Source organism: Lysinibacillus sp. FSL W8-0992 (genome assembly GCF_038008685.1).
Taxonomy (GTDB): domain Bacteria; phylum Bacillota; class Bacilli; order Bacillales_A; family Planococcaceae; genus Lysinibacillus.
The window spans coordinates 4,150,255-4,176,344 of the sequence record NZ_JBBOZQ010000001.1 but is presented as its reverse complement, the minus strand read 5'-3'; the positions used below and the strand labels follow the sequence as shown (position 1 = coordinate 4,176,344).

The following is a 26,090-nucleotide window of genomic DNA, read 5'->3' as shown; positions in this document are numbered from 1 at the left end:
CTAGGAGGTTCTGCTGTGTCCAAGAAAGATAAGGAATTAACCGGAAAACAAAAGGCCGCACTCTTGTTAATTTCACTAGGGCCTGAGGTTTCAGCTTCTGTCTATAAACATTTAACTGAGGAAGAAATCGAACGTTTAACGTTAGAAATATCAAGTGTTAAAAAAGTAGAAGCAAATGTCAAAGAAGAAATTATTGAAGAATTTCACAATATAGCCCTTGCGCAAGATTATATTACACAAGGTGGTATTGGTTACGCGAAGACGGTATTAGAAAAAGCATTAGGTATGGAGCAAGCACAAACGATTATTAATCGTTTGACTTCCTCTTTACAAGTGCGACCGTTCGACTTTGCACGTCGAGCAGACCCTGCTCAAATATTTAACTTTATTCAAAATGAACATCCACAAACAATTGCGCTTATTCTATCTTATTTAGAAGCAGGGCAAGCGGGTGTTATTTTATCTTCATTACCGCAAGAAGTACAAGCAGATATTGCTAAACGTATTGCAATGATGGAATCAACTTCACCAGAAGTAATTAGTGAAATTGAATCTGTATTGGAACGAAAACTATCATCCACTGTTACGCAAGATTACACAGAAACTGGTGGTATTGATGCAGTCGTTGAAGTATTAAATGGTGTTGACAGACAAACAGAGAAGACGATTCTCGATGCACTCGAAATTCAAGATCCAGAGCTTGCAGAAGAAATCAAGAAACGCATGTTTGTATTCGAAGATATCGTGACGCTCGACAATCGTTCAATTCAGCGTGTTATTCGTGATTGTGAAAACGAAGATTTACTTCTTTCAATGAAAGTTTCAAGCGAAGAAGTAAAAGATATTATCTTCCGAAATATGTCACAACGTATGGCCGATACTTTCAAAGAAGAAATGGAAATTATGGGACCTGTTCGCTTGCGTGACGTAGAAGAAGCTCAATCACGAATTGTCGCTGTTATTCGCCGCTTAGAAGATGCTGGTGAGATTATTATTGCACGTGGTGGAGGAGATGACGTCATTGTCTAGAATCATCCGTTCTGTATATACACAGTCCAATGGCGATAATGTAAAGAAGATACAAATTCGTGATATGTTTGAATTACCCGAAATGGATACAGATGAAACATCCCATTATCATATGACAATGGAAGATGTATTTGCAGAACGTGATCGATTACTTGAAGAGGCTAGAGCTAAAATTCAAGTAGAACGAGAAGCTTTTGAACAAGAGAAGCAAATGCACTTCCAAGAAATTGAGCATATGAAACAAAGCTGGGAAGAAGAACGCCCTAATCGCGTACAAGAAGCGTATGATGAAGGGTATGGTCAAGGTTATGAGGATGGTACAAATAGAGCCACTGAAGCAATGGCACAATCCCTTCAAACAGCGAATGAAATCATCGCTCAAGCAGGGGAAAATGCAAAAAAATATATCGATGACCAAGAAGCGATTATTTTGGAACTAGGCTTAACTGCTGCGCAACGTATTATTGGGACTTCGTTAGAGCAAAACGATGAACTGTTTCTATCAATCGTTCAAAGAGGGCTTAAAGAAGCGAGAGAGATGAAGGAAATAAAAATCTACGTTTCTCCTACATACTATGGTTTAATTACATCGAATCGTGATGAATTGGCAGAAATGTTCCCAACAGATGTACCATTTATGATTTTTGTAGATGAAGATTTCGAAAAAGAAACAGATTGTTATATAGAAACAAATCACGGTCGAATTGTTGTTAGTATTGACGAGCAATTAAATGAATTAAGATTAAAGCTACATGAAATATTAGAAAGTAAGGAATGATCTAGATGAAAACGGCTCAATTAATCGAACAAATTCCTAATATACCAACTTTTAAGAAGTTTGGTAGAGTAACGAGAGTTGTCGGCTTAATGATTGAGTCGCAAGGTCCTGATAGTTCCATCGGTGATGTATGTAAAATTCATGTTGAAACGTCGAAAAACGGACATCAAATCATTTTAGCAGAGGTCGTTGGGTTTAAAGATGAAATAGTAGTTTTAATGCCCTTCACCTCGCTCCGTGAAATATCAATTGGTTGCTTAGTAGAAGGAACAGGAGCACCTCTTGAAATTAAAGTTGGACCAGAGCTAATTGGTAAAGTACTAGATTCAATGGGAAATCCGATAGATGGTACATTGTTACCGAAGGGTTTAATGTCAGTACCTACTGAGCAAGATCCGCCTAATCCACTTACTCGCCCACCAATAAATGAACGACTTGAGGTGGGTGTAAAAGCGATTGATGGTATGCTAACTGTCGGTAATGGACAACGTGTAGGTATTTTCGCTGGCTCTGGTGTCGGTAAAAGTACACTTCTAGGTATGATTGCGCGTAATACGCAAGCTGACTTAAATGTCATTGCATTGGTTGGTGAGCGTGGTCGTGAGGTGCGTGAATTTATTGAACGAGATTTAGGACCTGAAGGTTTAAGCCGTTCCATAGTGGTCGCAGCTACCTCAGACCAACCCGCACTTATGCGTATTAAAGGAGCATTTACAGCGACAGCGATTGCAGAATACTTTAGAAATCGTGGCTTAAATGTGATGTTAATGATGGACTCCGTAACGCGGGTTGCAATGGCTCAACGTGAGATCGGACTTGCGACCGGAGAACCACCTGCTCAGAAGGGTTATACACCTTCTGTATTTGCGATTTTACCAAAGTTATTAGAACGGACTGGAACAAATGAAAAAGGCTCTATTACAGCCTTTTATACGGTATTAGTAGATGGCGACGATATGAACGAGCCAATTGCTGATACTGTTCGTGGTATTTTAGATGGTCATATTGTACTTGATCGAAACCTTGCAAATAAAGGTCAATATCCAGCTATTAATGTACTGAAAAGTGTCAGTCGTTTGATGAATCATGTGGCAGAGCCGGAGCATAAAAAGGCAGCAGAGCGTTTACGGGAACTCTATTATACATATGACAAATCAGAGGATTTAATAAATATCGGTGCATATAAACGTGGGACTTCAAAAGAAATTGATGAAGCAATTTATTATGAACCACTCATTACAGCTTATTTAAAGCAAGGGTATTTAGATAAGGTGACACTTGAGGAAAGTAAGAATGAGTTAATTACATTATCGAACGGTGGTGGCAGGTAGGATGGTCAGTTATATGTATCGTTTTGAAAAAGTATTAACCATTCGAGAGCAAGAAAAAAACGAGACTGAAATTGCCTACAAGGAATCTGTTCGTTCTTTTGAAGAGGTTGCAACAAAGCTCTATGACTTGCTGAAAAAGAAAGAGGATTTAATAGAATTTCAGCAGAAACGTTTAGTTGTAGGGTCATCAATAGAGGAAATTCATCACTATGCTCGTTTTATTGATAGCCTTGAAAAGACAATTGCGGATGTGCAACAAAAAGTTGTGCAGGCGCGTTCAAAAATGAATTGGCACGAAGAAAAACTATTAGAAAAAAACTTGGAAGTACGTAAATTTGAAAAAATGCGCGAAAAAGATTTTAAGTCTTTTCAACAAGAACAAGATCGCATTGAGAGCATATTTTTAGATGAAATATCTTCACTTACGTATTTCAAGAAAGAAATCAGGTGATTTCATGGCAAAAAGAGATAGCCGTATTAAAACTGAATTAGAAGTACAACAGCCAACACGTAAATCAGGAGGTTTCCAAAAGTTTTTCATCTGGATATTAATACCTGTTATGTTCGTGGTAGCGGTGTTACTCGTTGTGGCAACGTTAATGGATACGAACGTCTTTGATTTAGGAAAAAAGGCAGTAAGTAACCTACCTTTTGTTGAATCGGAAGAACAACAAGCAAAAGATGCCCTTGTTATTGATGATTCCAAGGTAGTAGGCTTACAGGCAGAAATACAAGAAAAAGAAGCAGAAATTGCACAATTGCAAAGTAAATTAGATACAACTACAAATGAAAAAGAAAAGTTACTGACGGAGCAAGAGCGATTACTCTTTGAAATTGAAAAATTAAAAAGAGAGCAAGATGATGTGAAACGTGACTTTAATGATATTTTGTCTACTTTTGATAAGATGTCTCCTAAAGCGGCAGCACCTGTTCTTATAAAAATGAGTGATGCACAGGCACTTCGTATTTTATCGAGCTTGAAACCGGATAAGTTAGCAGCGATTCTAGAAAAAATGGATCCGCAAGATGCTGCAAAGTATACAGAAATGATGGCTAAACAATAAAAAACATTTATGTAAAGGAGGTGAAAACATGAATATTGCATTGATGAACATGAGTGCTCCAAATACTACGAAGCCAAGTACTGCTACTTCGAAAGCTGTGTCAACAAACAGTTCTGAGATGAAAACAAATGCTGGAGCAGATAAAGATAAAATATCTAAATTTGGTTCTGTATTTGGACAAGCTGTTGCTTCAACAAATCAACAAAATAAAACATCTCAAAGTAATAATACTCAAGGTGACGATAAGCTAGCGGAGCTAGATAAGGTGTTAAATAGTCAATCTATCGAAGAATTACTAGATTTACTAGAAATTCCACATGATGAAGGCTTGTTAATGCTTCAAGTTGGGGAAGATGGCAAAGCAGTAGCTATGGATGAAATGTTAAATTTAGAAAATTTAATGGCTGCATTGAATGTTGATAAAGAGCAAATAGAAAAATTGGTTCAACAATTACTAGATGAAGATCAGCAAGCGAGCGATGTATGGGAGCTTTTAGCTTTAGTAGACGCTCAAGCTCCATTGTTACAGACGCAAATTGTATCTGCGTTGCAAGGTGAAGGGCAAGTACCTTCAGAAGATGCTACGAAGCTACTACAAGTATTAAAATTAGCACAGTTAGTTGGTCAAAAATCGGATTTGACGATGTCTCAAGAAAATGCACTGTCAAACGTTAATAATTTTTTAACAGCGTTACAAACACAAGTTGAAACTATTCAAACTGCGCAGCAAGTTACAACAAAAACAACCGTTACATTACCGTTGCAAGGTTTCCAGCAAGTTATTCAACAAGTGCAAGTGACAAAACAATCTGATACAAGTGCTAATGAAATGGTGACGGCTAATACAGTACAAACCAAAGCTGATACATTCCAAGTTACTTTACCAGCAGCTAAACCAGCGCAGTCGGAAGCTTTACTGAAAGAAATGCAGGCAATCATCAATAAGGCTCAAATTTCGAATGCACAAGGGATTACGCGTTTAACGTTAAAATTGTATCCTGAAAATCTAGGTACCATTCGAATCGAACTTGTACAAAATGACGGTGTTTTAACAGCTCGATTACTAGCTTCAACTGCACATGGGCGTGAGCTTCTTGACAGTCAAGCGCACCAATTAAAGCAAGCCTTTGTCCAGCAAAACATCCAAGTTGATCGACTCGATATTGCGCAATCGTTGCAGGATGCTGATAGACAACAACGTGATCAAAATTTCTTTAATAACTTCTTTAGGCAACAGCAGCAAGAAGAACAAGAGCAGCAAAAAGAGGACAGCGAAGATGGTATGTCCTTTAATGATTATTTAGAAAACGAGGAGGTGTAAACGTGGCAGATAAAATTACAAATGACCTTTACTATTCCAACTATACTGCACCAACAAAACAAACTGGTAATAGTGAACTCGGTAAAGATGCATTTTTAAAACTATTGATTACACAATTACAGCATCAGGATCCAACAAACCCTATGGATGACCGTGATTTCATTGCACAAATGGCGCAGTTCTCATCTTTGGAGCAAATGCAAAATATGACAAAGGCAATGGAGTCATTACTGATGTCGCAACAACAAACGCAGCTTATGAACTATACATCATTTGTTGGAAAAGAAGTAAAATGGCATGAACTTACAGAAGAAGTAGATAAAGATAATAAGCCAGTTATAAATGAAGGTACGGGCGTTATCCAATCATTAAAATTTGTTGATGGAGAAGCAGTATTCATTTTAGATGATGGCAAGGAAATCTATCCTGGAAACATTTCAGCGATTTTAGGTAATAAAGATACAAGTACAGGTGAGAGCAATACATCAACTGAATCACCACTTGTTCAAGCGAGTAAGCTAATTGGCAAAAATGTCACTTACAATGACGGAGAGCAAGATGTACAAGGGCGTATCGTCTCTGTATCAAACAAAGATGGTATTATTTATTACGAATTAGATAATGGTAAAAAACTAGCAGGGAAAGAATTTACAGTAATAAGCGAATAAAGGTGGTGGAGAAAGATGGATAAATTTTCAATTCATCGTGTCCCATTGCATCCAACTATTCGTCAAACGCAAACTACACCTATCAATACCCAGCAATCGTTTAGTGCTCATTTACAAGAGGCAACGAATCAACAGGAGCTAAAAGTAAGTAAGCATGCAAATGAACGCATTAAAGAGCGTAATATTGCGATTACTGAACAGGAATGGCGGGTTGTATCTGACAAGGTATTTGAGGCACATTCAAAAGGTGTCAAACAACCATTAGTCTTGATGGATCAAGCGGCTCTAATTGTCAGTGCTAAAAATGCTACTGTCATTACAGCAATGGATCGCACGGAAGCAAAGCAACAACTGTTTACTAATATTGATGGCACAATCGTGCTTTAAGGCTGGACCTTCTTAATGTAAGGAAGCCTATGTGTGCTGACTGATAGAGGCACGCAATTCAAAAAATGAAGGGAGAACGACAACTTATGTTACGTTCTATGTATTCAGGTATTTCAGGTCTTAAAAACTTCCAAACAAAGCTAGATGTTATCGGGAATAATATTGCCAATGTTAACACGTATGGATTTAAAAAAGGACGCGTTATTTTCAAAGACATCCTATCTCAAACAAGCGCAGGTGCTTCAGCTGCAACTACTACTCGTGGTGGTACAAACCCTTTACAAGTAGGTCTTGGTTCAACACTTGCGGCAATTGATACAGTTCACGGTTCTGGCTCACGCCAAACGACAGATCGACCATTGGACCTTGCAGTTCAAGGTGAAGGCTTCTTTATGGTAGCTGACTCCGTTTCAAATACTGATGGCGTTGCAGAAGGCTATACAAATGTTGTTTATACACGTGCAGGTAATTTCTACATGGATAACGCAGGTTATTTAGTGAATGCTGAAGGGAAATATTTAGTTGGTCATGCAAATGATACATTGTATGAAACTGACTCTACTGAAAGTAATGCCGAGGCAGATAAAGAAGCAAGCCCGCTGAACGGTGAAACTGAGGATTTATTAGGGGAAAATGATACATTTACTTTTGAAGATAATAACCCAATCAAAATCCCGACAACAGCTAAATCTATAAGTATCGGTCAAGACGGAACGGTTGAATATGTGGATGCAAATGGATATAGACAATATGCGGGTCAAATTGTTATGGTTAAGTTCCCAAATGCTGGTGGTCTTGAGAAAGTAGGAAGTAACTATTTCCAAGCAACAGCTAACTCAGGTGAAGCTTATGGCCAAGTAGCAACAGTAGCTGGTATGGGTTCAATTACGGCAGGGGCGCTTGAAATGTCCAATGTCGACCTTTCAGAAGAATTTACAGAGATGATTGTAGCACAGCGTGGATTCCAAGCAAATACACGTATTATCACTACATCGGATGAAGTTCTACAAGAATTAGTAAACTTAAAACGATAGTAATTAGTTATTTCTAGTCTTGAACGCAAGAATCTATAAGGTTACGCGTTAAGATATTAAACTACTATATGCTAGTGTAATTTTAGCGAATCCGTAAAGGGTTATTTGTAGATGCGTTTGAGCTCTAAAACATAATTTTCAATATGAGGGAGGGTCGGGCCGGCTCTCATGCTAGACCGGCCCTATTTCAATGATTGAACTAACAAGACTAAATGGCAAAGCATTTACACTGAATGCTTTATACATAGAAACTGTCGAATCTTTTCCAGATACGACTATTACTTTAACAACTGGAACAAAAATTATTGTGTTACAGAGTGAAGATGAGGTGCGACAAAAGGTAACAGCCTTTTATAACAATATACAAGTACTATCAAACCCGCATCTACGAGGTGAAGAAGATGAAGAATAATAAAGTATTAACGATGATCATCATCGTACTAGTGGCGATTATACTTATTGGAGTTATTGCGTTTGTATTATTTACTCAATTCAATAAGCCTGCAGCATCTCTTGAACCATCAATAGACGATATTGTAGAAGCATCTGTTGATGTTCCAGAAATTATGACAAATCTTGCTGATAAAAGGGTAGTGCGCATGACGCTAAAAATCCAAACTTCTAGCAAGGACGCTGCTGAAGAGTTAAAGAAGCGTGATTTCCAAACGAATAATTTAATTATTCAAGAGCTTTCAGAAATGGAGCAAAAAGATTTGGATGGCAAGGCAGGAAAAATAATGTTTGAAAAGGCATTAAAAACACAGTTAAATGAATTGATGCAAGAGGGAGAAATTCAACAAGTATATATTACCTCCTACATCTTTCAATAAAAATTAGAAACTGCTTGAAATGGAGGTGGGCAAATGGCAGGAGATGTGTTATCCCAATCGGAGATAGATGCGCTACTTTCCGCAATCTCGACCGGAGAAATGTCAGCGGATGACATGAAAAAAGAGGACGAGGTACGAAAGGTTAAAGTTTATGACTTTAAGCGAGCGTTGCGCTTCTCTAAAGATCAAATCCGAAGTTTGACCCGAATACATGAGAATTTTGCACGATTACTAACTACCTTCTTTTCTGCACAGTTAAGAAGCTACGTGCAAATTACAGTAGCATCAGTAGACCAAATACCCTTTGAAGAGTTTGTTCGATCAATTCCGAATATGACGCTCATTAATGTGTTTGAAGTGCCACCACTTGATGGTAATATATTGATGGAAATAAACCCGAACATTGCCTATTCGATGTTGGATCGTTTAATGGGGGGGAGTGGAGCGAGTCATAGTAATGTTGATAACTTAACTGAAATTGAAACTAAAATTATGACAAATCTCTTCGAACGTTCATTCGACAATTTACGCGAAGCATGGGAAAATGTTGCTGAAATCGACCCGATTCTAGTAGAACTTGAGGTAAATCCTCAATTTTTACAAATGATTTCACCAAATGAAACGGTAGTCGTCATTTCATTGAATACAATTATTGGTGAGACAAGCGGTATGATTAATATTTGTATCCCGCATGTTGTATTGGAGCCAATCGTACCGAATCTATCTGTACGTTATTGGATGCAAACAAATACAAAAGAGATGTCACCTGAGCAAACAAAAATGCTTGAAACACGTGTTAAACAAGCTAGATTACCTCTTTCTGTAGAGTTAGGTGTTACGGATATCACAATTGAAGACTTCCTGATGATGCAAATCGGCGATGTTATTCAATTAGAACAAAAAATTGATGATCCTTTACTGCTGAAAGTAGGTACATTGCCTAAATTCACAGTACAACCCGGAAAACAGGGTAAAAAATTAGCAATCCAGATTATCGACCCTTTGAAAGGAGGAGACGAAGATGAGTGATGAAATGCTCTCCCAAGAAGAAATTGAAGCGTTATTAAGGGGCGAAACGTTGGAGGATAGAATAAACGACAGCGAAGCTTCTACAAAAGAAGAAACAAATGAAATACGAGTAGAGGATTACCTTGATTCGTTTGCTCAAGATGCACTAGGTGAAGTAGGAAATATATCTTTTGGTAGTTCAGCTACTGCTCTTTCAGCGTTATTAGGTCAAAAAGTAGATATTACTACACCTAGTATTTCAATGATTAACCGCAATAAATTAGAAGAGGAATTTCCTCATCCGTATGTAGCGGTACAAGTTGAATATACAATCGGTTTAACAGGTATGAACTTACTTGTTATTAAACAATCAGATGCTGCGATTATTGCAGATTTAATGTTAGGTGGGGACGGCTTAAATCCTAAACCTGACTTAGGTGAAATTCAGCTAAGCGCAGTGCAAGAAGCAATGAATCAAATGATGGGTTCAGCTGCTACATCGATGTCGACGGTATTCAACAAAAAAGTGGATATTTCGCCACCGACAATTGACTTAATGAATATTTCACAAAATGAAGGTCGAGATAATATTCCTGAAGATGATTTACTTGTAAAAGTTTCATTCCGACTTCGAATTGGTAATTTAATCGATTCAAACTTAATGCAATTATTACCGCTTAAGTTTAGTCAAAACATTGTAAAGTCATTATTAGGAGAAACAGAGGCGATTGAAGAGCCAGTTGCAGCCACAATTGCTCCAGAAGCGCCTATCGCACCACCACCTGTTCAACATACAGCGCCACCAGCACAGCAACCTGTATATCAACAACCAGCAGCGCCAGTGCAACAGCCGATGTATCAAGAGCAGCACCCAATGTATCAAGAGCAGCAACAAATTCATACGCAACAAAGACCAGTACAACCTGTAAATGTTCAACAGGCACAGTTTGCTAGCTTTGATCCAAATGTAATCTCTCAATCTGAGGCTAGAAATTTAAATATGCTACTTGATATTCCATTGCAAGTTACTGTAGAGTTAGGACGTACGAAACGTTCTGTTAAAGAGATTTTAGAACTAGCTAGTGGATCGATTATTGAATTAGATAAATTAGCAGGGGAACCGGTTGATATTCTAGTAAATAGTCGTTTAATTGCAAAGGGCGAAGTTGTTGTTATTGATGAAAACTTCGGCGTACGCATTACAGATGTTTTAAGTCAAGCAGAGCGTTTAAATAATTTAAGATAGTTTCAATTGGAGGAGTTAACCATGTCTAAAAGAATTTTGATTGTAGACGATGCTGCATTTATGCGCATGATGATCAAGGATATTTTGTCGAAAAACGGATTTGAAGTTGTAGGGGAAGCTGCCGATGGTCTACAGGCTGTTGAAAAATACAACGAATTAAAGCCAGATTTAGTAACAATGGATATTACAATGCCTGAAATGGATGGTATTGCAGCTCTTAAAGCTATTAAAAGTACACATCCGAGTGCAACTGTAATCATGTGTTCAGCAATGGGACAACAAGCGATGGTAATCGATGCAATTCAAGCTGGTGCGAAAGACTTCATTGTTAAGCCTTTCCAAGCAGATCGTGTAATTGAAGCGATTCAAAAAGCACTAGGATGATTTCATGCAAATGTTAAAATCATTTCGTGTAACGATGATTTTCGCATTTCTATTAACCTTCCTATTTGTGTACCCACCAACAGTTTCTGTTTATGCTGACTCTGATACAAATAGTATTGAGTATTGTATGAAAAAACCAGAGGAATGTAAGGATAATACAGATCCAGCTGCGAAGGAAGATACGGTTGTTTCAGCAGCTGGAGATGTTTCTGCATGGGAATACATAAAAATGGTTTTGGCGCTTATTTTTGTTGTAGCTTTATTTTATGGGTTGATGAAGTTTCTAAATAAAAGAAATTTAACTTTTCAACGAAATCAAATGGTACAAAATTTAGGCGGTTTATCGTTAGGTGCACAAAAGTCTGTTCAACTTTTGCAAATAGGAAAATCACTTTATTTAGTTGGTGTCGGTGATGATGTCCAACTTTTACGTGAGATTACCGATCCGCAGGAAGTTGAAGCACTGCTTTCACTATATAACGAAAAACAGGAATATGCGGCAACATCACCTTATATAGCAGAAGTATTTTCAAAGCTTAAGAGAAAAAATAACCAAAATTCATCAACACTTCAAAAGCAAGATTCGTTTGGTGAACTTTTTGAAAAGAAGATTTCCGAAATTAAACAGGAGCGTAGTGAAGAAATAGAGAGATGGAAGCAAAAGGAGAATGATGATAAATGAATGATATAGTCAATTATTTTTCCAACAGCGATCCGACAAATGTCTCAACCTCTGTTAAGCTCCTATTATTATTAACTGTACTGTCACTTGCACCGAGTATTTTAATATTGATGACGTCCTTTGCGCGAATTGTCATTGTGCTCTCGTTTGTACGTACAGCTTTAGCGACACAACAAATGCCACCAAATCAGGTTATTGTTGGTCTTGCCTTGTTTTTAACATTTTTTATCATGGCTCCTACATTTCAAGAGGTCAATAAAGAAGCATTACAGCCATTATTTGCTGAAGAAATAGGGCTGGAAGAAGCATATGAGAAAGCTAGTGTGCCTTTTAAAGAATTTATGAGTAAACAAACGAGGCAAAAAGATTTAGATTTGTTTTTACAATACAATCAAGCAGAAAAACCAGCATCGGTAGAGGATATACCTCTAACTATGCTTGTACCTGCCTTCGCATTAAGCGAAATTAAAACAGCATTCCAAATTGGTTTTATGATTTTTATCCCATTCCTAGTAATCGATATGATTGTAGCAAGTACATTAATGTCGATGGGGATGATGATGTTACCACCGGTTATGATTTCATTACCGTTTAAGATTTTATTATTTGTACTCGTCGATGGCTGGTACCTCGTAATGAAATCATTACTACAAAGTTTTTAGGGGATGATACAGTATGACAGGTGAAATGGTTATTTCAATTGCAGAGCGTGCCATTATGATTATCCTTCTAACAAGCGGACCGCTATTATTAATTGCTTTAATCTCAGGTTTAGCGGTAAGTATATTTCAAGCAACAACATCAATTCAAGAGCAAACATTAGCATTCGTTCCAAAAATCGTCGCAGTATTAGTGGGCATCGTTTTCTTTGGTCCATGGATGTTATCTCAAGTAACAAGCTATGCGAGAGATATTTTTGAGAATTTAACGCGTTATATAGGGTGAGTGCATGAATGAACTAGTCCCCCAAATAACGGTATTCTTATTAGTGCTTGTGCGTGTAACGGCTTTTTTTGTTACAGTACCTTTCTTTTCATATAAAACGATTCCGCAGCAAGTACGTATTGCCCTCGCATTCGTTTTAGCTTGGATGATGTATTATACAATCGACGTAGAGCCATTTCTTTTTAATGGTGATTACATACTTTTAGTGATGAAAGAAGCACTTATTGGATTGTTACTAGGTCTAGTAGGCTATATCATCATGTCGGCGATACAAATTGCCGGAAGCTTTATAGATTTCCAAATGGGATTTGCCATCGCCAATATTATTGATCCACAAACTGGTGCACAAAGCCCACTAATTGGTCAATTTTTTAATACATTGGCGTTACTATTTTTATTAGCAATAGATGGCCATCATATGATTCTAGATGGAATTTACTATAGTTATCAGTTTTTACCTATAGATCAGGGATTTCCAGATTTCGCGAAAGATGACTATATCCAGTTTGTTATGAAAACATTTACTGCAGTCTTCGCCATCGCTTTTCAAATGGCAGCACCTGTTGTAGCAACGTTGTTTTTAGTGGATTTAGCGCTAGGAATCACGGCAAAAACTGTCCCGCAATTAAATATCTTTGTTGTCGGTTTTCCCATTAAAATTGGTGTCAGTTTTTTAGTGCTATTCACGATGATGGCGGTTATGGTACAAGTCATACAAAAGTTGATTACAATTATGATTTACGGTATGCGCGATTTAATGGCAATTTTAGGTGGTGGATAACATGTTGCTACTACTGGACTTAGATTTACAGTTTTTTGCAGGTGAAAAAACGGAAAAAGCGACACCTAAAAAAAGACAAGATGCAAGAAAAAAAGGGCAGGTCGTAAAGAGTCAGGACATATCGAGTGCGATTGTTATGCTCATGGTGTTTATCTTTCTTTTTTTCTTCGCGGGATCATTGCGAGATGAGCTTTTATCTTTTTTTAGGCAAACATTTATCCATAACATACGTGTAGAAACACTTACGATAGATAGTGTAATGCATCTATTTATCGAAACATTAGTAGAAATGGCTTATGTTATCGTACCGATAATGGCGATTGCTTTAGTAGGAGCATTAGCGGGCAATTTTCTACAATTTGGCTTTTTATTCACATTAGAGCCGATGAAATTCGATTTAAAAAAGATGGATCCTATTAAAGGATTAAAGAAAATTTTTTCAGTAAAAGCCATTGTAGAGCTTTTAAAATCAGTATTAAAAATCACCTTTATCGGTGGGGTAACAACAATTATCGTATGGTCAAATTTACATGAAGTATTAGCTCTATCTTTTAAAAGTCCGTGGGTGACCCTAATTACTGTTGGCAAACTAGTTGGCATTATGGGTATCGCGGCTTCTCTTGTGTTACTATGTGTATCCTTATTGGACTGGATGTATCAAAAACATGAGTATGAAAAAAATCTTAAAATGTCTAAGCAAGACATAAAAGATGAATATAAAAATAGTGAGGGTGATCCGCTCATTAAATCAAAAATCAAACAACGTCAGCGCGAAATGGCGATGCGTCGAATGATGTCAGAGGTTCCGAACGCAGATGTGGTTATCACCAACCCAACTCACTATGCGATCGCTCTGAAGTATGATGAGGATAGTATGGAAGCCCCACGTATAGTGGCAAAGGGAACTGACTTTGTGGCTCAAAAAATTAAACTGATCGCTAAAGAACATGATGTCATCATGGTAGAAAATAGACCATTAGCACGCGCTATGTATGATCAGGTAGAAATAGGCGATCAAGTACCAGAAGAGTTTTTCAAAGCAATAGCAGAAGTACTCGCTTATGTATATCGTATTAAGCGGAAAATTTAAAGCTTTTTTGTAGGAGGGACACAAATGAAGGTTCGCGATATAGGGGTTTTAGGTGCGGTTATTTTAATCGTTGCGATGCTCATCATCCCTCTTCCTCCGTGGATGCTAAGTTTCTTAATCGTCATTAATATTACGTTAGGATTAATAGTACTTTTAACAGCAATGAGTATGAAGGAAGCATTAGATTTCTCTATATTCCCTTCCGTTATTTTACTGTTGACCCTGTTTCGACTTGGATTGAGTGTTTCCACAACGCGTGCAATATTAGCAAATGGAGACGCTGGTTCAGTTGTTGAAACTTTCGGGGATTTCGTAGTTGGCGGGAATATTCTCGTAGGTTTAGTCGTGTTTTTAATTCTTGTATTAATTCAGTTTATCGTTATTACAAAAGGGGCGGAACGTGTTGCAGAGGTAGCTGCTCGATTCACTCTTGATGCGATGCCGGGTAAACAAATGAGTATTGATGCGGATTTAAATGCAGGTGTTATTTCTGAACGAGAAGCACGTGAACGACGTGATAAAGTTGCGGGTGAAGCGGATTTCTATGGAGCGATGGATGGTGCTACGAAATTCGTTAAAGGGGATGCAATCGCCTCAATGGTGATGGTTATCATCAACTTATTATTTGGTATTATTATTGGTGTTGTACAAATGGGCTTACCGTTTGCCGAAGCAGCAACCCATTTCTCAAAGCTAACAGTTGGTGATGGTATTGTATCGCAAATCCCTGCACTTCTTATTTCAACAGCAACAGGGATTGTTGTAACGCGCGCATCTTCTAAAGGAAGTCTAGGAGAAGATATTACAGGACAATTATTCGCGCAAGCAAAGCTTCTATATGTTGCTGGGGGTACTATTGTTTTACTAGGATTATTCACGCCAATTCCTAACTGGGTAACGTTACCGATCGGTGTTTCACTAATTGTTGGTGCATACATGATGGATCGTAAAAAGCCAGAGGATGAGGAAGAGTTACTTGAAATTGAGGAAGAAGTGGCAACAGACGGCATGAAGAGCCCTGAAAATGTTGTGAATTTATTAAATGTGGACCCAATTGAATTTGAATTTGGCTACGGCTTAATTCCTTTAGTGGACGCTGCTCAAGGTGGAGACTTATTGGATCGTGTCATCATGATTCGTCGTCAGCTAGCATTGGAACTAGGGATTGTCATTCCGGTTGTTCGTATTCGCGATAATATTCAATTACAGCCAAATGAATACCGAATTAAAATTAAAGGTAATGAAATGGCTCGGGGAGAGCTTTTACTCGATCATTATTTAGCAATGAGCCCTGGAGATGATGATTCAATAGAGGGTATTGATACCGTTGAACCATCATTTGGTCTACCTGCAAAATGGATTACTGAGCAAGTAAAAGAGGACGCTGAAATGTCTGGCTATACGGTTGTTGATCCACCGAGTGTTGTATCAACTCATTTAACCGAAATTATTCGAGCGAATGCGCATGAGCTTTTAGGACGTCAAGAAACGAAACAATTAATCGATCATTTACGAGAAACACATCCAATATTAGTCGAAGAGTTGACTCCTGCTCCATTGTCTACAGGCGAAATCCAAAAAGTTTTGGGCAAGCTTCTTCGAGAAAATGTTTCGGTACGTAATTTACCAATTATTTTCGAAACATTGGCTGACTATGCAAAATTAACAAGTGATACCGATATATTAACAGAGTATGTGCGTCAATCATTAGCTCGTCAAATTACATCACAATATGTAGGTGGCAGCTCGTCATTGAAAGTCATTACTGTATCGGGTAAAGTAGAGAAAATGATTGCTGATAGCATTCAGCAAACGGATCACGGTAATTATTTAGCGATGGATCCACAAGATTCTCAAACGGTTTTAGAGACCATTGCATCTGAGGTAGAGCGCGTATCCTTTATGGAACAATCTGCTATTATTTTATGCTCTCCAGCAGTTCGTATGTATTTACGTCAGCTGACAGAACGTTATTTCCCGCAGATTCCAGTACTATCTTATAATGAACTAGATGCTTCTATTGAAATTCAAAGTGTTGGGGTGGTGAATGTTGAGTGAAAATGAAAAAATATTATGCATCTTCCATACCAGAGGCAATGAAGCTAGTACGTGCTGATTTAGGCGAGGACGCTGTCATTTTGAATTCAAAAGTAGTAGTAACAAAGAAACTTTTTGGGCTTGTAAAAAAGAAAAATTTTGAGGTTGTTGCAGGGATTGACTCAATGGAGCCGAGTTATACGGCTCCCGCACCTGTTAATGTGCCTTCAATACCCGCTAAAAAAGAAAATGCTAGTTTACAAGAGATTACAAATGCTGTGCAAGCTAAAATTCAGCATGCTCAGCCTATGTATGAACCATCTTCCCAAGATGGGACAGGTATGTCTGAAGAACTGCGAAAGGAAATTGCAGATTTAAAATCGATAATGCAATCTATGCACAAGAAGGCTAGCCAAGCTCAATATCCGGATGAACTCTTACCCTTCATTGAATACTTAAGACAGCAAGAGCTAAATGAGGAGCTCATCACAACGATTGGTGATGAGCTTTTTACGCATTTTAAAGAAGCTTCAGATATTAATTTTTCACAATGCAAGTTAATTACAAAAAACTTGTTGCGGAAACAACTAGAGGGATTGCCGATGGGTGGCCTATCGTATGAACGTAAATTTATTAATGTTCTTGGTCCAACTGGTGTCGGCAAGACAACGACAATTGCTAAAATGGCAGCAAGAGCGGTTTTAGAGAAAAAGAAAAAAATAGGCTTTATTACAACAGATACCTACAGAATAGCAGCCATTGAGCAGTTAAAAACGTATGCTGGACTTTTGCAAGCACCTGTCGAAATTGCCTATAACACGACAGATTTTGAACAAGCTGTGCAACGATTGTCCCATTTAGATTTAGTCTTTATCGATACAGCTGGACGAAATTATAAAGAAGTAAAATATGTAGATGATTTACAGCGTCTTATTAAGTTTGATGATCAGGCTGAATCCTTCCTAGTGCTTGCTATGACGGCAAAAGAAAAGGATATGACCAATATTATTGACCAATTTAAAGGCGTACCAATTGAAAAATTCATTTTTACAAAGATCGATGAAACAAATTCTATTGGCACAATGATTAATTTAATGATTAAATATAATAAAGGACTTGCTTACTATACGAATGGTCAAGAAGTACCAGAAGATATTGAAGAAGCTGATTTAGAAGCAGTGCTTAATTTGTTTTTCCAAGGTGAAGAAAAATGAGGGATCAAGCAGAAACATTACGCTTGAAAATGCTTAAGCGGCAAGGTGAATTAGGCAAAACCATTGCTGTAGTGAGCGGTAAGGGTGGAGTTGGTAAAAGTAACTTTTCAATGAACTTTGCAATTAATTTAGCGAGTAAGGACAAAAAAGTAGCAATTGTAGATATGGATATTGGTATGGGAAATATTAATATTTTAATTGGAAAAAATGTTTCTTATAGTTTGAAAGATTACTTAGAAGGAAAAAAATTACTAGATGAGGTAATTTTTGAAGGTCCACATGGTTTACAATGTATTTCAGGAGGCTCTGGCATGTCGAGCGTGCTCGAGTGGTCGGAAGCGATGTTTGAAAGGTTAATTCATGCTTTTGAACAACTCCAAAAAAACTTCGACTATATTTTATTTGATATGGGCGCGGGTGCGACTAATTGGTCATTAGAATTACTAACATCCATTGATGAAATTATTGTAATTACCACAGCGGAGCCAACCTCTATTACAGACGCCTATTCGATGATGAAATATATTCACGTACGAGATATGGATAAGCAATTCTATATACTTTGTAATCGTGCTTTTTCTAAAGAAGAAGGTGTCGAGACGATTGAACGTTTAAGGCTTACGATGAAACGTTTTCTAGACAAAGAGGTTACAGTATTGGGCTCATTACCTGAGGATCCGGTTGTGCGTAAAGCTGTGCGCGAGCAAGTGCCTTTTTCAATCGCATATCCAGAAGCACTTATTTCTAAGACACTTCAACTGATAGTGGCTCGGTTTATGGAACAACGTATGGAGGAAGTGCATGCACATGAACAGTCAGCAAGTAAATTCTTATCTAAACTTAGAAATATTTTTTCGAAAGGGCGTGATTAATTGGACTTTTTACATAAAAGCAAGCTTTTAGTTGTCGATGATTCTGCTTTTATGAGAAAGCTAATTAGTGACTTTTTTGTTGGTAGCTCGAAGGTTGAAGTAGTTGGAACAGCACGAAACGGAAAAGATGCGATAAAGAAAATCCAAACATTAAAACCAACAGTCGTGACAATGGATATTGAAATGCCTGAAATGAATGGACTCGATGCATTAAATGAAATTATGACAATTTGTCCAGTGCCTGTCGTCATGCTTTCAAGTACAACCCAAAGAGGTGCTGAAAATGCACTAACTGCAATCGAGTATGGAGCAGTTGATTTTGTTGCGAAACCTAGCGGAACAATTTCACTTGATTTACATAAAATCCAATCTGAACTTGTCCATAAAGTGGAACAAGCCTCGTTGGTACCTATTACTAAACTAAAAAAACATTCGAGTAGCAAAAGACAACAAGAACCAAATGTATCACCGTCTACTATAAGAAAAGAATTAACGAATGAACGAAAAGTGTCACCATCATTCAATGTGCCTTCGACTGTAGCAAATGTTGCGAAGCCACATAGTGAATGGAGTAAAGTAAGCAAAAAAATAGTGTTAATTGGTACATCTACAGGTGGACCACGTGCGCTACAAGAAGTTATTACAAAAATTCCAAAATCAATTCAAGCGCCGATTCTAATTGTCCAACATATGCCGGCTGGGTTTACAAAGTCATTAGCTTCTCGCCTCAATCAATTGAGCGAGATAACAGTGAAGGAAGCAGAGCAAGGCGATATTTTACAAAATGGCGTGGCATATATTGCACCTGGAGGATACCATTTAAGGTTAAGAAAAGTAGGAATCTCATATGGCATCGTTCTAGATAATCAAGAACCACCACGTTCTGGCCATCGCCCATCTGTAGATGTGATGTTTGAAGATGTAAGTCAATTTAAAGATTTTGATAAGGTAGCAGTCATTATGACGGGTATGGGCTATGATGGTTCAAACGGGCTAAAAGCATTAAAAAATACCGGTAATGTGATTGCTATTGCAGAGTCAGCTGAAACTTGCATAGTGTATGGTATGCCGAAAGCTGCGGTGGAAACGCAGCTTGTCGATGAAGTCGCTGATGTAGATGATATTGCACAAACAATTATGAAATATTTGCCTTAAAAGGGGTGTCCTCTTAATGGAAGTCAATCAATATTTAGAGATGTTTATCGAAGAAAGTAAAGAGCATTTACAAGCATGTAGTGAGCATTTATTAGAACTAGAAAAAAACCCTGATGATTTGGCAATCGTTGGAGAAATTTTCCGTTCAGCGCATACATTAAAAGGTATGTCAGCGACTATGGGCTTCGAAGACTTAGCGGATTTAACACATAAGATGGAAAATGTGCTAGATGCAATTCGAAATGAAAAAATTCATGTTTCACCAGAAATTTTAGATATCGTATTTGAATCTGTTGATCATTTAGAAGAAATGGTGATGGATATTGCGAATGGTGGAGATGGTAAACGTGATGTGTCCTCTACAGTAGCGCAATTAAAGCGTATTGAATCTGGTGAGGAAGCAGCTCGTGAAGTTGTAGCAACTGTAGCAGCTGAAGAAAAACCACAAGTATCTAGTGTGTTAGAATACGACAGCTTTGAGCAAACGGTTATTACACAATCTGCTGAACAAGGCTTTAATGCATTTGAAATTTCAGTAAGTCTTCGTGAAGATTGTCTATTAAAAGCAGCGCGTGTATTCATGGTGTTTGAGATTCTTGAAAAAGATGGAGATGTTATTAAATCAACACCATCTGTTGAGAAGCTTGAAGATGAACAATTCGATCAGCAATTTTACGTAGCATTCGTAACGAAAGAATCAGCGGAAGATATGCAGAAGAAGTTAATGAAGGTTTCTGAGGTTGAGGAAGTAAAAGTTGCTTCAATTAACCAAAAACAATTTAGTGAAAAACAACAATACGAGGCAAGCCAGGAAGCTGCAGCTACTGCAATTGCGACAGTTGAAGCGGTAGAAACAACAACGGCGAAACCTGCACCAGCAAAATCTACAGCGCCTGCAAAAGCTGATAAAAGTCATGCGCCTGTAGGAAACAAAACAATCCGTGTAAATATCGAACGTCTGGATATTTTAATGAATTTATTTGAAGAACTCGTAATTGATCGTGGACGCCTACAATCAATCTCGACAGAAGTCAATCACGGTGAGCTAAACGAAACAGTAGAACGAATGAGTCGAGTAATGGGTGACTTACAAACAATCATTTTAACTATGCGCATGGTACCTGTTGAAACGGTATTCAATCGCTTCCCTAAAATGATTCGTCAGCTATCACGTGACCTTAATAAGAAAATTAACCTTGAAATTATTGGTGCGGAAACAGAGCTTGATCGCACAGTAATCGATGAAATCGGAGATCCACTTGTTCACTTAATCCGTAACTCTGTCGATCACGGTATTGAAAACCCTACTGCACGCCGTGCGAAAGGGAAACCAGAAGAAGGCACAGTAGTATTACGTGCTTATCATAGCGGTAACTATGTCTTTATCGAAATTGAAGATGACGGTGCAGGCATTAATCGTGATAAAGTGCTGTCAAAAGCGATTTCAAAAGGAATCGTTACGCATGAACAATCACTTGCAATGACAGATAATCAAATCAATGAGCTAATTTTAGCCTCTGGTTTCTCAACAGCAGATGTTATTTCTGACGTATCTGGTCGTGGTGTAGGATTGGACGTTGTAAAAACAACGATTGAATCTTTAGGTGGAAACATTTCGATTGAATCTACACAAGATGTAGGCTCTATTTTCTCTATTCAATTGCCGCTAACATTATCGATTATTTCAGTAATGCTTGTGGAAATAGAAAAAGAAATTTATGCGATACCACTTTCATCAATTATTGAAACTTCGATTATCCGTTCATCAGATATTATGAATGCTCATAACCAGAAGGTAATCGACTTCCGTGGCAAAGTGGTTCCACTTGTATTCTTAGAGGAAATTTTTGAGGTTCCTCGTAAAGAGTTACAAGATGATGAATTCCATTCAGTAGTAATTGTTCGTAAAGGCGAGAAACTTGCTGGTTTAGTTGTAGATTCATTCATTGGCCAACAAGAAATTGTTCTGAAATCATTAGGAAACTACTTAACGAATATCTTTGCAATTTCAGGTGCAACAATTTTAGGTAACGGTAAAGTAGCCTTAATTGTCGATTGCAATGCACTTATTAAATAAGGTGAATGAATAAGAGAGGTGTTAACCATGACAAATGCAGTTGAACAAGAAAATATAAAAGTGATTGTTTTCCAATTAGCAGATAAGGAATATGCCATTCCTGTATCACATGTTCAAGGTATCGAGAAACTCATGCATATTACACGGGTACCTAAAACAGAGAAATATGTAAAAGGCGTTATTAATTTACGAGGAGTCGTAACACCAATTATTGATTTACGGGAACGTTTTGAGTTACCAATTTCTGAACATGAAGAAACTACTCGTATTATTATTATTTCATTAGAAGACATGGAAGTGGGCTTTGTTGTAGATTCAGCTAATGATGTGTTGGATATTCCAGCAAGCTCAATTGAACCACAACCAGAAGTAGTAGGGTCTCTTGAAGAAGAGTTTATTTCTGGCGTCGCGAAAATCGATAAACGATTATTAATTTTATTGCATTTAGAGAAAGTATTAAATCCACTAAAGTAGGGATACGATTATGACATTTAATCAAAAGATTACATCACTACATTTAGACGTCTTAAAGGAAATTGGAAATATTGGTGCCGCACATGCTGCGACGGCACTTTCCAATTTGCTTGGTAAAAAAATCGATATGCGTGTACCGAAAGTTGAAATGGTGTCATTTAATGACATGATGGAACTGGCTGGTGGCTCTGAAAACGTCGTTGTTGGGATTTTTTTACGCATCGAAGGTGATGCTGAAGGGAGCATGTTCTTCATTCTTCCTATCGAACAAGCTAATCGCTTTATCCGTCGTCTAATACAGGATGAATCATTCGACTTTAAAAAACCACCTGTTTCTGAATTAGGTTTATCTGCTATGCAGGAAATGGGGAATATTTTATCTGGTTCTTATTTATCAGCGTTATCAGACTTTACAAATTTAAAAATTTATCCCACTGTGCCAGGTTTAAGTGTAGATATGTTTGGGGCTATTATCAGTATTGGCTTAATTGAATTATCACATGTTAGTGATAATGTTATCGTAATAAATACATCCATTTTTGAAGACGGTGTGGAGGATCATGAAACAGTAAGGGGACATTTCTTCTTACTACCTGATCCTGATTCTTTTGATGCTATTTTTAAAGCATTAGGAGTTTCATAGCCTATGCTAAACACTAACACGAATGGTCAAGTTATAAAAGTTGGAATTGCTCAAATGGATGTAGCGAAATTGCCAAACACGATTAGAACTTCAGGGCTTGGTTCTTGTGTCGGCGTTATTTTATACGATGAGTCAAAGAAAATAGCTGGTTTAATTCATGTGATGCTACCTGACTCTAGTCTTGGTAGATCAGAGTCAATAAATGTAGCGAAATTTGCGGATACAGGCATTTCAGCTATGATAGATTTATTAAAACTAGAGGGTGTTCAAAAATTTAAACTTAAGGCTAAAATTGCTGGGGGTGCGCAGATGTTTCAATTTACATCAGATAAAGATTCAATGCGCATCGGCCCTCGGAATGTAGAGGCTGTAAAGTTTGAATTAAAGCGTCATGGAATTCCTTTAATTGCCGAAAATACAGGCGGTAATAGCGGTCGAACTATTGAATTTAATCCTGCTACGTCGATATTACATATTCGAACGGTAAACCAAGGAGTGAGTGAAATATAATGTTTGGTTCTATTTTTTATAACCTGTGGGGGGCTTTAATTGCCTTTTCTATTTATTTCTTTATGACGCTGCAACAGCCATTAACGCCATTACGTATCATTATCGGTTCATTTGTAGTAGCAATTATCGTATTTTTTGTTATGTATATTGTTAGGTTTATAATTGCGTATGTGCTATTTACGCCAAATGCTGATCAATCACTTGCTGATAGCGGTCTTGAAGAAAACAGTTCTACTCACATTGGCGAGGAAAGTGAAGAAACGTCTTCTACGAGCTCGACGGTTGAGTTTCAAGATGAAAGCACGGAAGATATTGCACAAGTAGTCCGAACGATGATGAATCGTGAAGATGAACAACAAGTAAATGCATAAAGCCATAACACTTTGAACTGCCTCTAATGTTAGCTATCGACTAATGATTGGGAGGCAGTTTTCTTATGCCCAAATGTAAAAGCTGTTAGTAATAGAATAGTGTTAGAGAATCATATGAAATTATAGTCGAATCTTGTTATAATAAAAGGAAAGAATGGTATAGGTTTGTATCTAAGTTTGTCAGTCATTGTAAGCAGGATACTCAAGATGTGATAAGTATGATTCTTTTATATACATGCAGTTTTTTTAAAAAGCGTTAATTACAGCGACTGGTACAAATACGCCTTGGAGCATTCAAGAGGCAACAATAGTCCAGGCTAACAGGTGCAAAAGAGCTTTTAAAAGAGAGGTGGATTTTATGACACAACCAATTCTAAACGATGAACAAAAGCTTTGGAATCGATGGATTAATGAACGTGATCCAGATGCGGGTGATTTACTAATAAAAAAATATACATCTCTTGTGACTTATCATGTACAACGAATCGGTGCAGGTGTACCTAAGAGTGTATCTCGTGACGATTTAACAAGCTTAGGCATGTTAGGTCTATTTGATGCGTTAAATAAATTTGATATAAATCGAGACTTAAAATTTGATACATATGCTTCTTTTAGAGTGAGGGGCGCAATCATTGATGGCTTGCGTAAAGAAGATTGGTTACCACGCTCTGCGCGAGAAAAGGCAAAAAAGTTGGATGCCAAAATTGAACAATTAGAACAACAATTTATGCGTCATGTGACACCTGAGGAGCTTGCAGAACAGATGGAGTTACCTGTAGAGGATATTTATCAAACTGTACAGGAGCACTTCTTCTCTAATGTACTATCCATAAATGAGCAACAAGATCAAGAGGAGGCTGAGGGAAAGTCGTTTGTAATCCGTGACGATACGACAAAAACCCCTGAGCAGGTCGTAATAAAATCAGAATTACTTGATGATTTAGCAGTAAATATACAAAAGCTAAACGAAAAAGAGCAGCTCGTACTGAGTTTATTTTATACAGAGGAATTGACCTTAACTGAAATTGGAGAAATGCTCGAATTGTCAACATCGCGTATTTCGCAAATTCACTCAAAGGCATTATTTAAGTTACGTAAGCTATTGTCTAGTGAAATTATTAATGCGTAAGTATTCTAGAAAGTATTGTTGAGGGAGGAAATATTATGAGTTTAAAAGGTGTCGAATTACAAATAGCTCTTCCAAAAACGTTTGAAGCAGGTAAAATGGCAGATCAGGCACAACAACAAACTTTAGCTCAACAAGCACACGCAAATGAAGCGCTGAAAAAGGAAATAGAGCGCAAGCAAAAAGCTGTGAATACTTCGGAAGGTATGACTGAGATTAGTGAAGAGGAAGAAGCGGGTGGCGAATATATAAAAGGCACGCTTAAAAAGAAAAAACAGCCTAACGAAAAACCAGAAAAACAGGCTCAGCATCCTTTCAAAGGTAATTTCGTAGACTTTAGTGGATAGGAGTTTACTATGACAACCATACTAATAGCCGTTCTCTTTGTATTACAGCTACTATCATTTTATTTCATTATTATATTAAATACGAAATTAGCGAAATTCAAAGATTTAGAAAAAAAGCAGGAACGTTTAATGCGGGAAATGGATGACTCTATCAGTCTGTATTTAGCTGAAATGAAGGATGAAAATAATCGTCTCATTCAAGCGTTACAAGTCGTACCAAAGCCTGAAAAGACAACTGGTATAGGACAACAACCAAAGCAATTTAACGTGCAAAAAGATCAGGGACAGCCTTTGTCACAGGCTGAAAGTGATCAAAAGGATGTGAGCCGAGATAGCGAGCCGCGTATTTTAATGCCGAAAAATATGGTAGCAAATGCTTATTCACGTCAACAACAAGTAGTAGCGTCTCCAGTGCAAGCTACTGTCTCGAAGCCAATTGCGATACAAAAGGAAGAACAAAAACCGTTAACAGTGGAACAACAAATTGTTCAAATGGCGAAGCAAGGAAAAACAGCGGAAGAAATTGCGAAACAACTTCAAAAAGGGAAGACAGAAATCGAGCTTTTATTGAAATTTCATAGCTAAAACAGTTGCGAATGCTATGAAGCTGTGATATAGTTGCAAATGGTGTTATTACTACACACGCATTTTGATGCAGTAAGTGGTGCTCTAAGATTAGGGTAGCT

Annotated in this window: 31 protein-coding genes; all 31 read left to right on the top strand. The window is 37.6% G+C overall.

The window, feature by feature from the left end:
- The first annotated feature begins 15 nt into the window (after positions 1 to 15).
- Positions 16 to 1,029: a flagellar motor switch protein FliG gene (gene fliG / locus NSQ74_RS20900; RefSeq protein WP_173477764.1), complete on the top strand. Its 1,014-nt coding sequence runs from the start codon at positions 16 to 18 to the stop codon at positions 1,027 to 1,029.
- A complete protein-coding gene (gene fliH, locus NSQ74_RS20895) occupies positions 1,022 to 1,807 on the top strand; it encodes a flagellar assembly protein FliH (RefSeq protein WP_401020381.1) in 786 nt (261 codons plus the stop codon). The genes fliG and fliH overlap by 8 nt, the downstream gene beginning before the upstream one ends.
- A gap of 5 nt (positions 1,808 to 1,812) precedes the next feature.
- Complete coding sequence (gene fliI, locus NSQ74_RS20890) at positions 1,813 to 3,138, top strand: flagellar protein export ATPase FliI (RefSeq protein ID WP_340825853.1); 1,326 nt, start codon at positions 1,813 to 1,815, stop codon at positions 3,136 to 3,138.
- Between the two features lies 1 nt (position 3,139).
- A complete protein-coding gene (fliJ, locus tag NSQ74_RS20885) occupies positions 3,140 to 3,589 on the top strand; it encodes a flagellar export protein FliJ (RefSeq protein ID WP_340825852.1) in 450 nt (149 codons plus the stop codon).
- Between the two features lie 4 nt (positions 3,590 to 3,593).
- On the top strand, positions 3,594 to 4,202 hold the full coding sequence (locus tag NSQ74_RS20880) for a MotE family protein (protein WP_340826523.1): 609 nt from the start codon (positions 3,594 to 3,596) through the stop codon (positions 4,200 to 4,202).
- A gap of 28 nt (positions 4,203 to 4,230) precedes the next feature.
- The gene (locus tag NSQ74_RS20875; protein ID WP_340825850.1) at positions 4,231 to 5,523 is read left to right on the top strand and encodes a flagellar hook-length control protein FliK; all 1,293 of its coding nucleotides are present in this window, start codon (positions 4,231 to 4,233) and stop codon (positions 5,521 to 5,523) included.
- A 2-nt stretch (positions 5,524 to 5,525) separates the two neighbouring features.
- Positions 5,526 to 6,191 (top strand): flagellar hook assembly protein FlgD, encoded by a 666-nt coding sequence (gene flgD, locus NSQ74_RS20870; RefSeq protein WP_340825849.1) that lies wholly within the window; start codon positions 5,526 to 5,528, stop codon positions 6,189 to 6,191.
- Positions 6,192 to 6,206: 15 nt separating this feature from the next.
- Complete coding sequence (locus NSQ74_RS20865) at positions 6,207 to 6,578, top strand: TIGR02530 family flagellar biosynthesis protein (protein ID WP_340825848.1); 372 nt, start codon at positions 6,207 to 6,209, stop codon at positions 6,576 to 6,578.
- An 86-nt stretch (positions 6,579 to 6,664) separates the two neighbouring features.
- Positions 6,665 to 7,612, top strand: coding sequence for a flagellar basal body rod protein FlgG (gene flgG, locus NSQ74_RS20860; RefSeq protein WP_340825847.1), 948 nt, complete (start codon positions 6,665 to 6,667; stop codon positions 7,610 to 7,612).
- A 190-nt stretch (positions 7,613 to 7,802) separates the two neighbouring features.
- A complete protein-coding gene (locus tag NSQ74_RS20855) occupies positions 7,803 to 8,024 on the top strand; it encodes a flagellar FlbD family protein (protein ID WP_173477756.1) in 222 nt (73 codons plus the stop codon).
- On the top strand, positions 8,014 to 8,442 hold the full coding sequence (fliL, locus tag NSQ74_RS20850; RefSeq protein ID WP_340825845.1) for a flagellar basal body-associated protein FliL: 429 nt from the start codon (positions 8,014 to 8,016) through the stop codon (positions 8,440 to 8,442). The genes NSQ74_RS20855 and fliL overlap by 11 nt, the downstream gene beginning before the upstream one ends.
- A gap of 33 nt (positions 8,443 to 8,475) precedes the next feature.
- Complete coding sequence (gene fliM, locus NSQ74_RS20845; RefSeq protein ID WP_340825843.1) at positions 8,476 to 9,471, top strand: flagellar motor switch protein FliM; 996 nt, start codon at positions 8,476 to 8,478, stop codon at positions 9,469 to 9,471.
- Positions 9,464 to 10,696 (top strand): flagellar motor switch phosphatase FliY, encoded by a 1,233-nt coding sequence (gene fliY / locus NSQ74_RS20840; RefSeq protein ID WP_340825842.1) that lies wholly within the window; start codon positions 9,464 to 9,466, stop codon positions 10,694 to 10,696. The genes fliM and fliY overlap by 8 nt, the downstream gene beginning before the upstream one ends.
- 21 nt (positions 10,697 to 10,717) lie before the next feature.
- Positions 10,718 to 11,080: a response regulator gene (locus NSQ74_RS20835; protein WP_340825841.1), complete on the top strand. Its 363-nt coding sequence runs from the start codon at positions 10,718 to 10,720 to the stop codon at positions 11,078 to 11,080.
- A 10-nt stretch (positions 11,081 to 11,090) separates the two neighbouring features.
- Positions 11,091 to 11,762 carry a flagellar biosynthetic protein FliO gene (locus NSQ74_RS20830; protein ID WP_340825840.1) on the top strand — a complete coding sequence of 224 codons (672 nt, stop codon included), beginning with the start codon at positions 11,091 to 11,093 and terminating at the stop codon, positions 11,760 to 11,762.
- The gene (fliP, locus tag NSQ74_RS20825; RefSeq protein ID WP_340825838.1) at positions 11,759 to 12,424 is read left to right on the top strand and encodes a flagellar type III secretion system pore protein FliP; all 666 of its coding nucleotides are present in this window, start codon (positions 11,759 to 11,761) and stop codon (positions 12,422 to 12,424) included. Before NSQ74_RS20830 ends, fliP begins: the two co-directional genes overlap by 4 nt.
- A 13-nt stretch (positions 12,425 to 12,437) precedes the next feature.
- Entirely contained in the window at positions 12,438 to 12,707 is a 270-nt protein-coding gene (gene fliQ, locus NSQ74_RS20820; RefSeq protein ID WP_173477750.1) for a flagellar biosynthesis protein FliQ, read from the top strand.
- Positions 12,708 to 12,711: 4 nt separating this feature from the next.
- The gene (gene fliR / locus NSQ74_RS20815; protein WP_340825836.1) at positions 12,712 to 13,488 is read left to right on the top strand and encodes a flagellar biosynthetic protein FliR; all 777 of its coding nucleotides are present in this window, start codon (positions 12,712 to 12,714) and stop codon (positions 13,486 to 13,488) included.
- A gap of 1 nt (position 13,489) precedes the next feature.
- Positions 13,490 to 14,578, top strand: coding sequence for a flagellar biosynthesis protein FlhB (gene flhB, locus NSQ74_RS20810; RefSeq protein ID WP_340825835.1), 1,089 nt, complete (start codon positions 13,490 to 13,492; stop codon positions 14,576 to 14,578).
- Between the two features lie 24 nt (positions 14,579 to 14,602).
- The gene (flhA, locus tag NSQ74_RS20805; protein WP_340825834.1) at positions 14,603 to 16,636 is read left to right on the top strand and encodes a flagellar biosynthesis protein FlhA; all 2,034 of its coding nucleotides are present in this window, start codon (positions 14,603 to 14,605) and stop codon (positions 16,634 to 16,636) included.
- Positions 16,633 to 17,829: a flagellar biosynthesis protein FlhF gene (flhF, locus tag NSQ74_RS20800; RefSeq protein WP_340825833.1), complete on the top strand. Its 1,197-nt coding sequence runs from the start codon at positions 16,633 to 16,635 to the stop codon at positions 17,827 to 17,829. Before flhA ends, flhF begins: the two co-directional genes overlap by 4 nt.
- A complete protein-coding gene (locus tag NSQ74_RS20795) occupies positions 17,826 to 18,701 on the top strand; it encodes a MinD/ParA family protein (RefSeq protein WP_340825832.1) in 876 nt (291 codons plus the stop codon). Before flhF ends, NSQ74_RS20795 begins: the two co-directional genes overlap by 4 nt.
- Entirely contained in the window at positions 18,702 to 19,856 is a 1,155-nt protein-coding gene (locus NSQ74_RS20790) for a protein-glutamate methylesterase/protein-glutamine glutaminase (RefSeq protein ID WP_340825830.1), read from the top strand.
- Between the two features lie 16 nt (positions 19,857 to 19,872).
- Positions 19,873 to 21,933, top strand: coding sequence for a chemotaxis protein CheA (locus tag NSQ74_RS20785; protein ID WP_340825829.1), 2,061 nt, complete (start codon positions 19,873 to 19,875; stop codon positions 21,931 to 21,933).
- Between the two features lie 27 nt (positions 21,934 to 21,960).
- Entirely contained in the window at positions 21,961 to 22,407 is a 447-nt protein-coding gene (locus tag NSQ74_RS20780; RefSeq protein ID WP_340825828.1) for a chemotaxis protein CheW, read from the top strand.
- Positions 22,408 to 22,417: 10 nt separating this feature from the next.
- The gene (locus tag NSQ74_RS20775) at positions 22,418 to 23,050 is read left to right on the top strand and encodes a chemotaxis protein CheC (RefSeq protein WP_340825827.1); all 633 of its coding nucleotides are present in this window, start codon (positions 22,418 to 22,420) and stop codon (positions 23,048 to 23,050) included.
- A gap of 3 nt (positions 23,051 to 23,053) precedes the next feature.
- On the top strand, positions 23,054 to 23,560 hold the full coding sequence (locus NSQ74_RS20770; protein WP_340825826.1) for a chemotaxis protein CheD: 507 nt from the start codon (positions 23,054 to 23,056) through the stop codon (positions 23,558 to 23,560).
- Positions 23,560 to 23,931, top strand: a complete 372-nt coding sequence (locus tag NSQ74_RS20765; protein WP_340825824.1) for a hypothetical protein — start codon at positions 23,560 to 23,562, stop codon at positions 23,929 to 23,931. Before NSQ74_RS20770 ends, NSQ74_RS20765 begins: the two co-directional genes overlap by 1 nt.
- Positions 23,932 to 24,289: 358 nt before the next feature.
- The gene (locus NSQ74_RS20760; RefSeq protein WP_340825823.1) at positions 24,290 to 25,060 is read left to right on the top strand and encodes a FliA/WhiG family RNA polymerase sigma factor; all 771 of its coding nucleotides are present in this window, start codon (positions 24,290 to 24,292) and stop codon (positions 25,058 to 25,060) included.
- A 35-nt stretch (positions 25,061 to 25,095) separates the two neighbouring features.
- Positions 25,096 to 25,404: an RNA polymerase subunit sigma gene (locus NSQ74_RS20755; RefSeq protein ID WP_340825821.1), complete on the top strand. Its 309-nt coding sequence runs from the start codon at positions 25,096 to 25,098 to the stop codon at positions 25,402 to 25,404.
- 9 nt (positions 25,405 to 25,413) lie between these two features.
- On the top strand, positions 25,414 to 25,989 hold the full coding sequence (locus NSQ74_RS20750; RefSeq protein ID WP_340825820.1) for a hypothetical protein: 576 nt from the start codon (positions 25,414 to 25,416) through the stop codon (positions 25,987 to 25,989).
- The last annotated feature ends 101 nt before the right edge of the window (positions 25,990 to 26,090 follow it).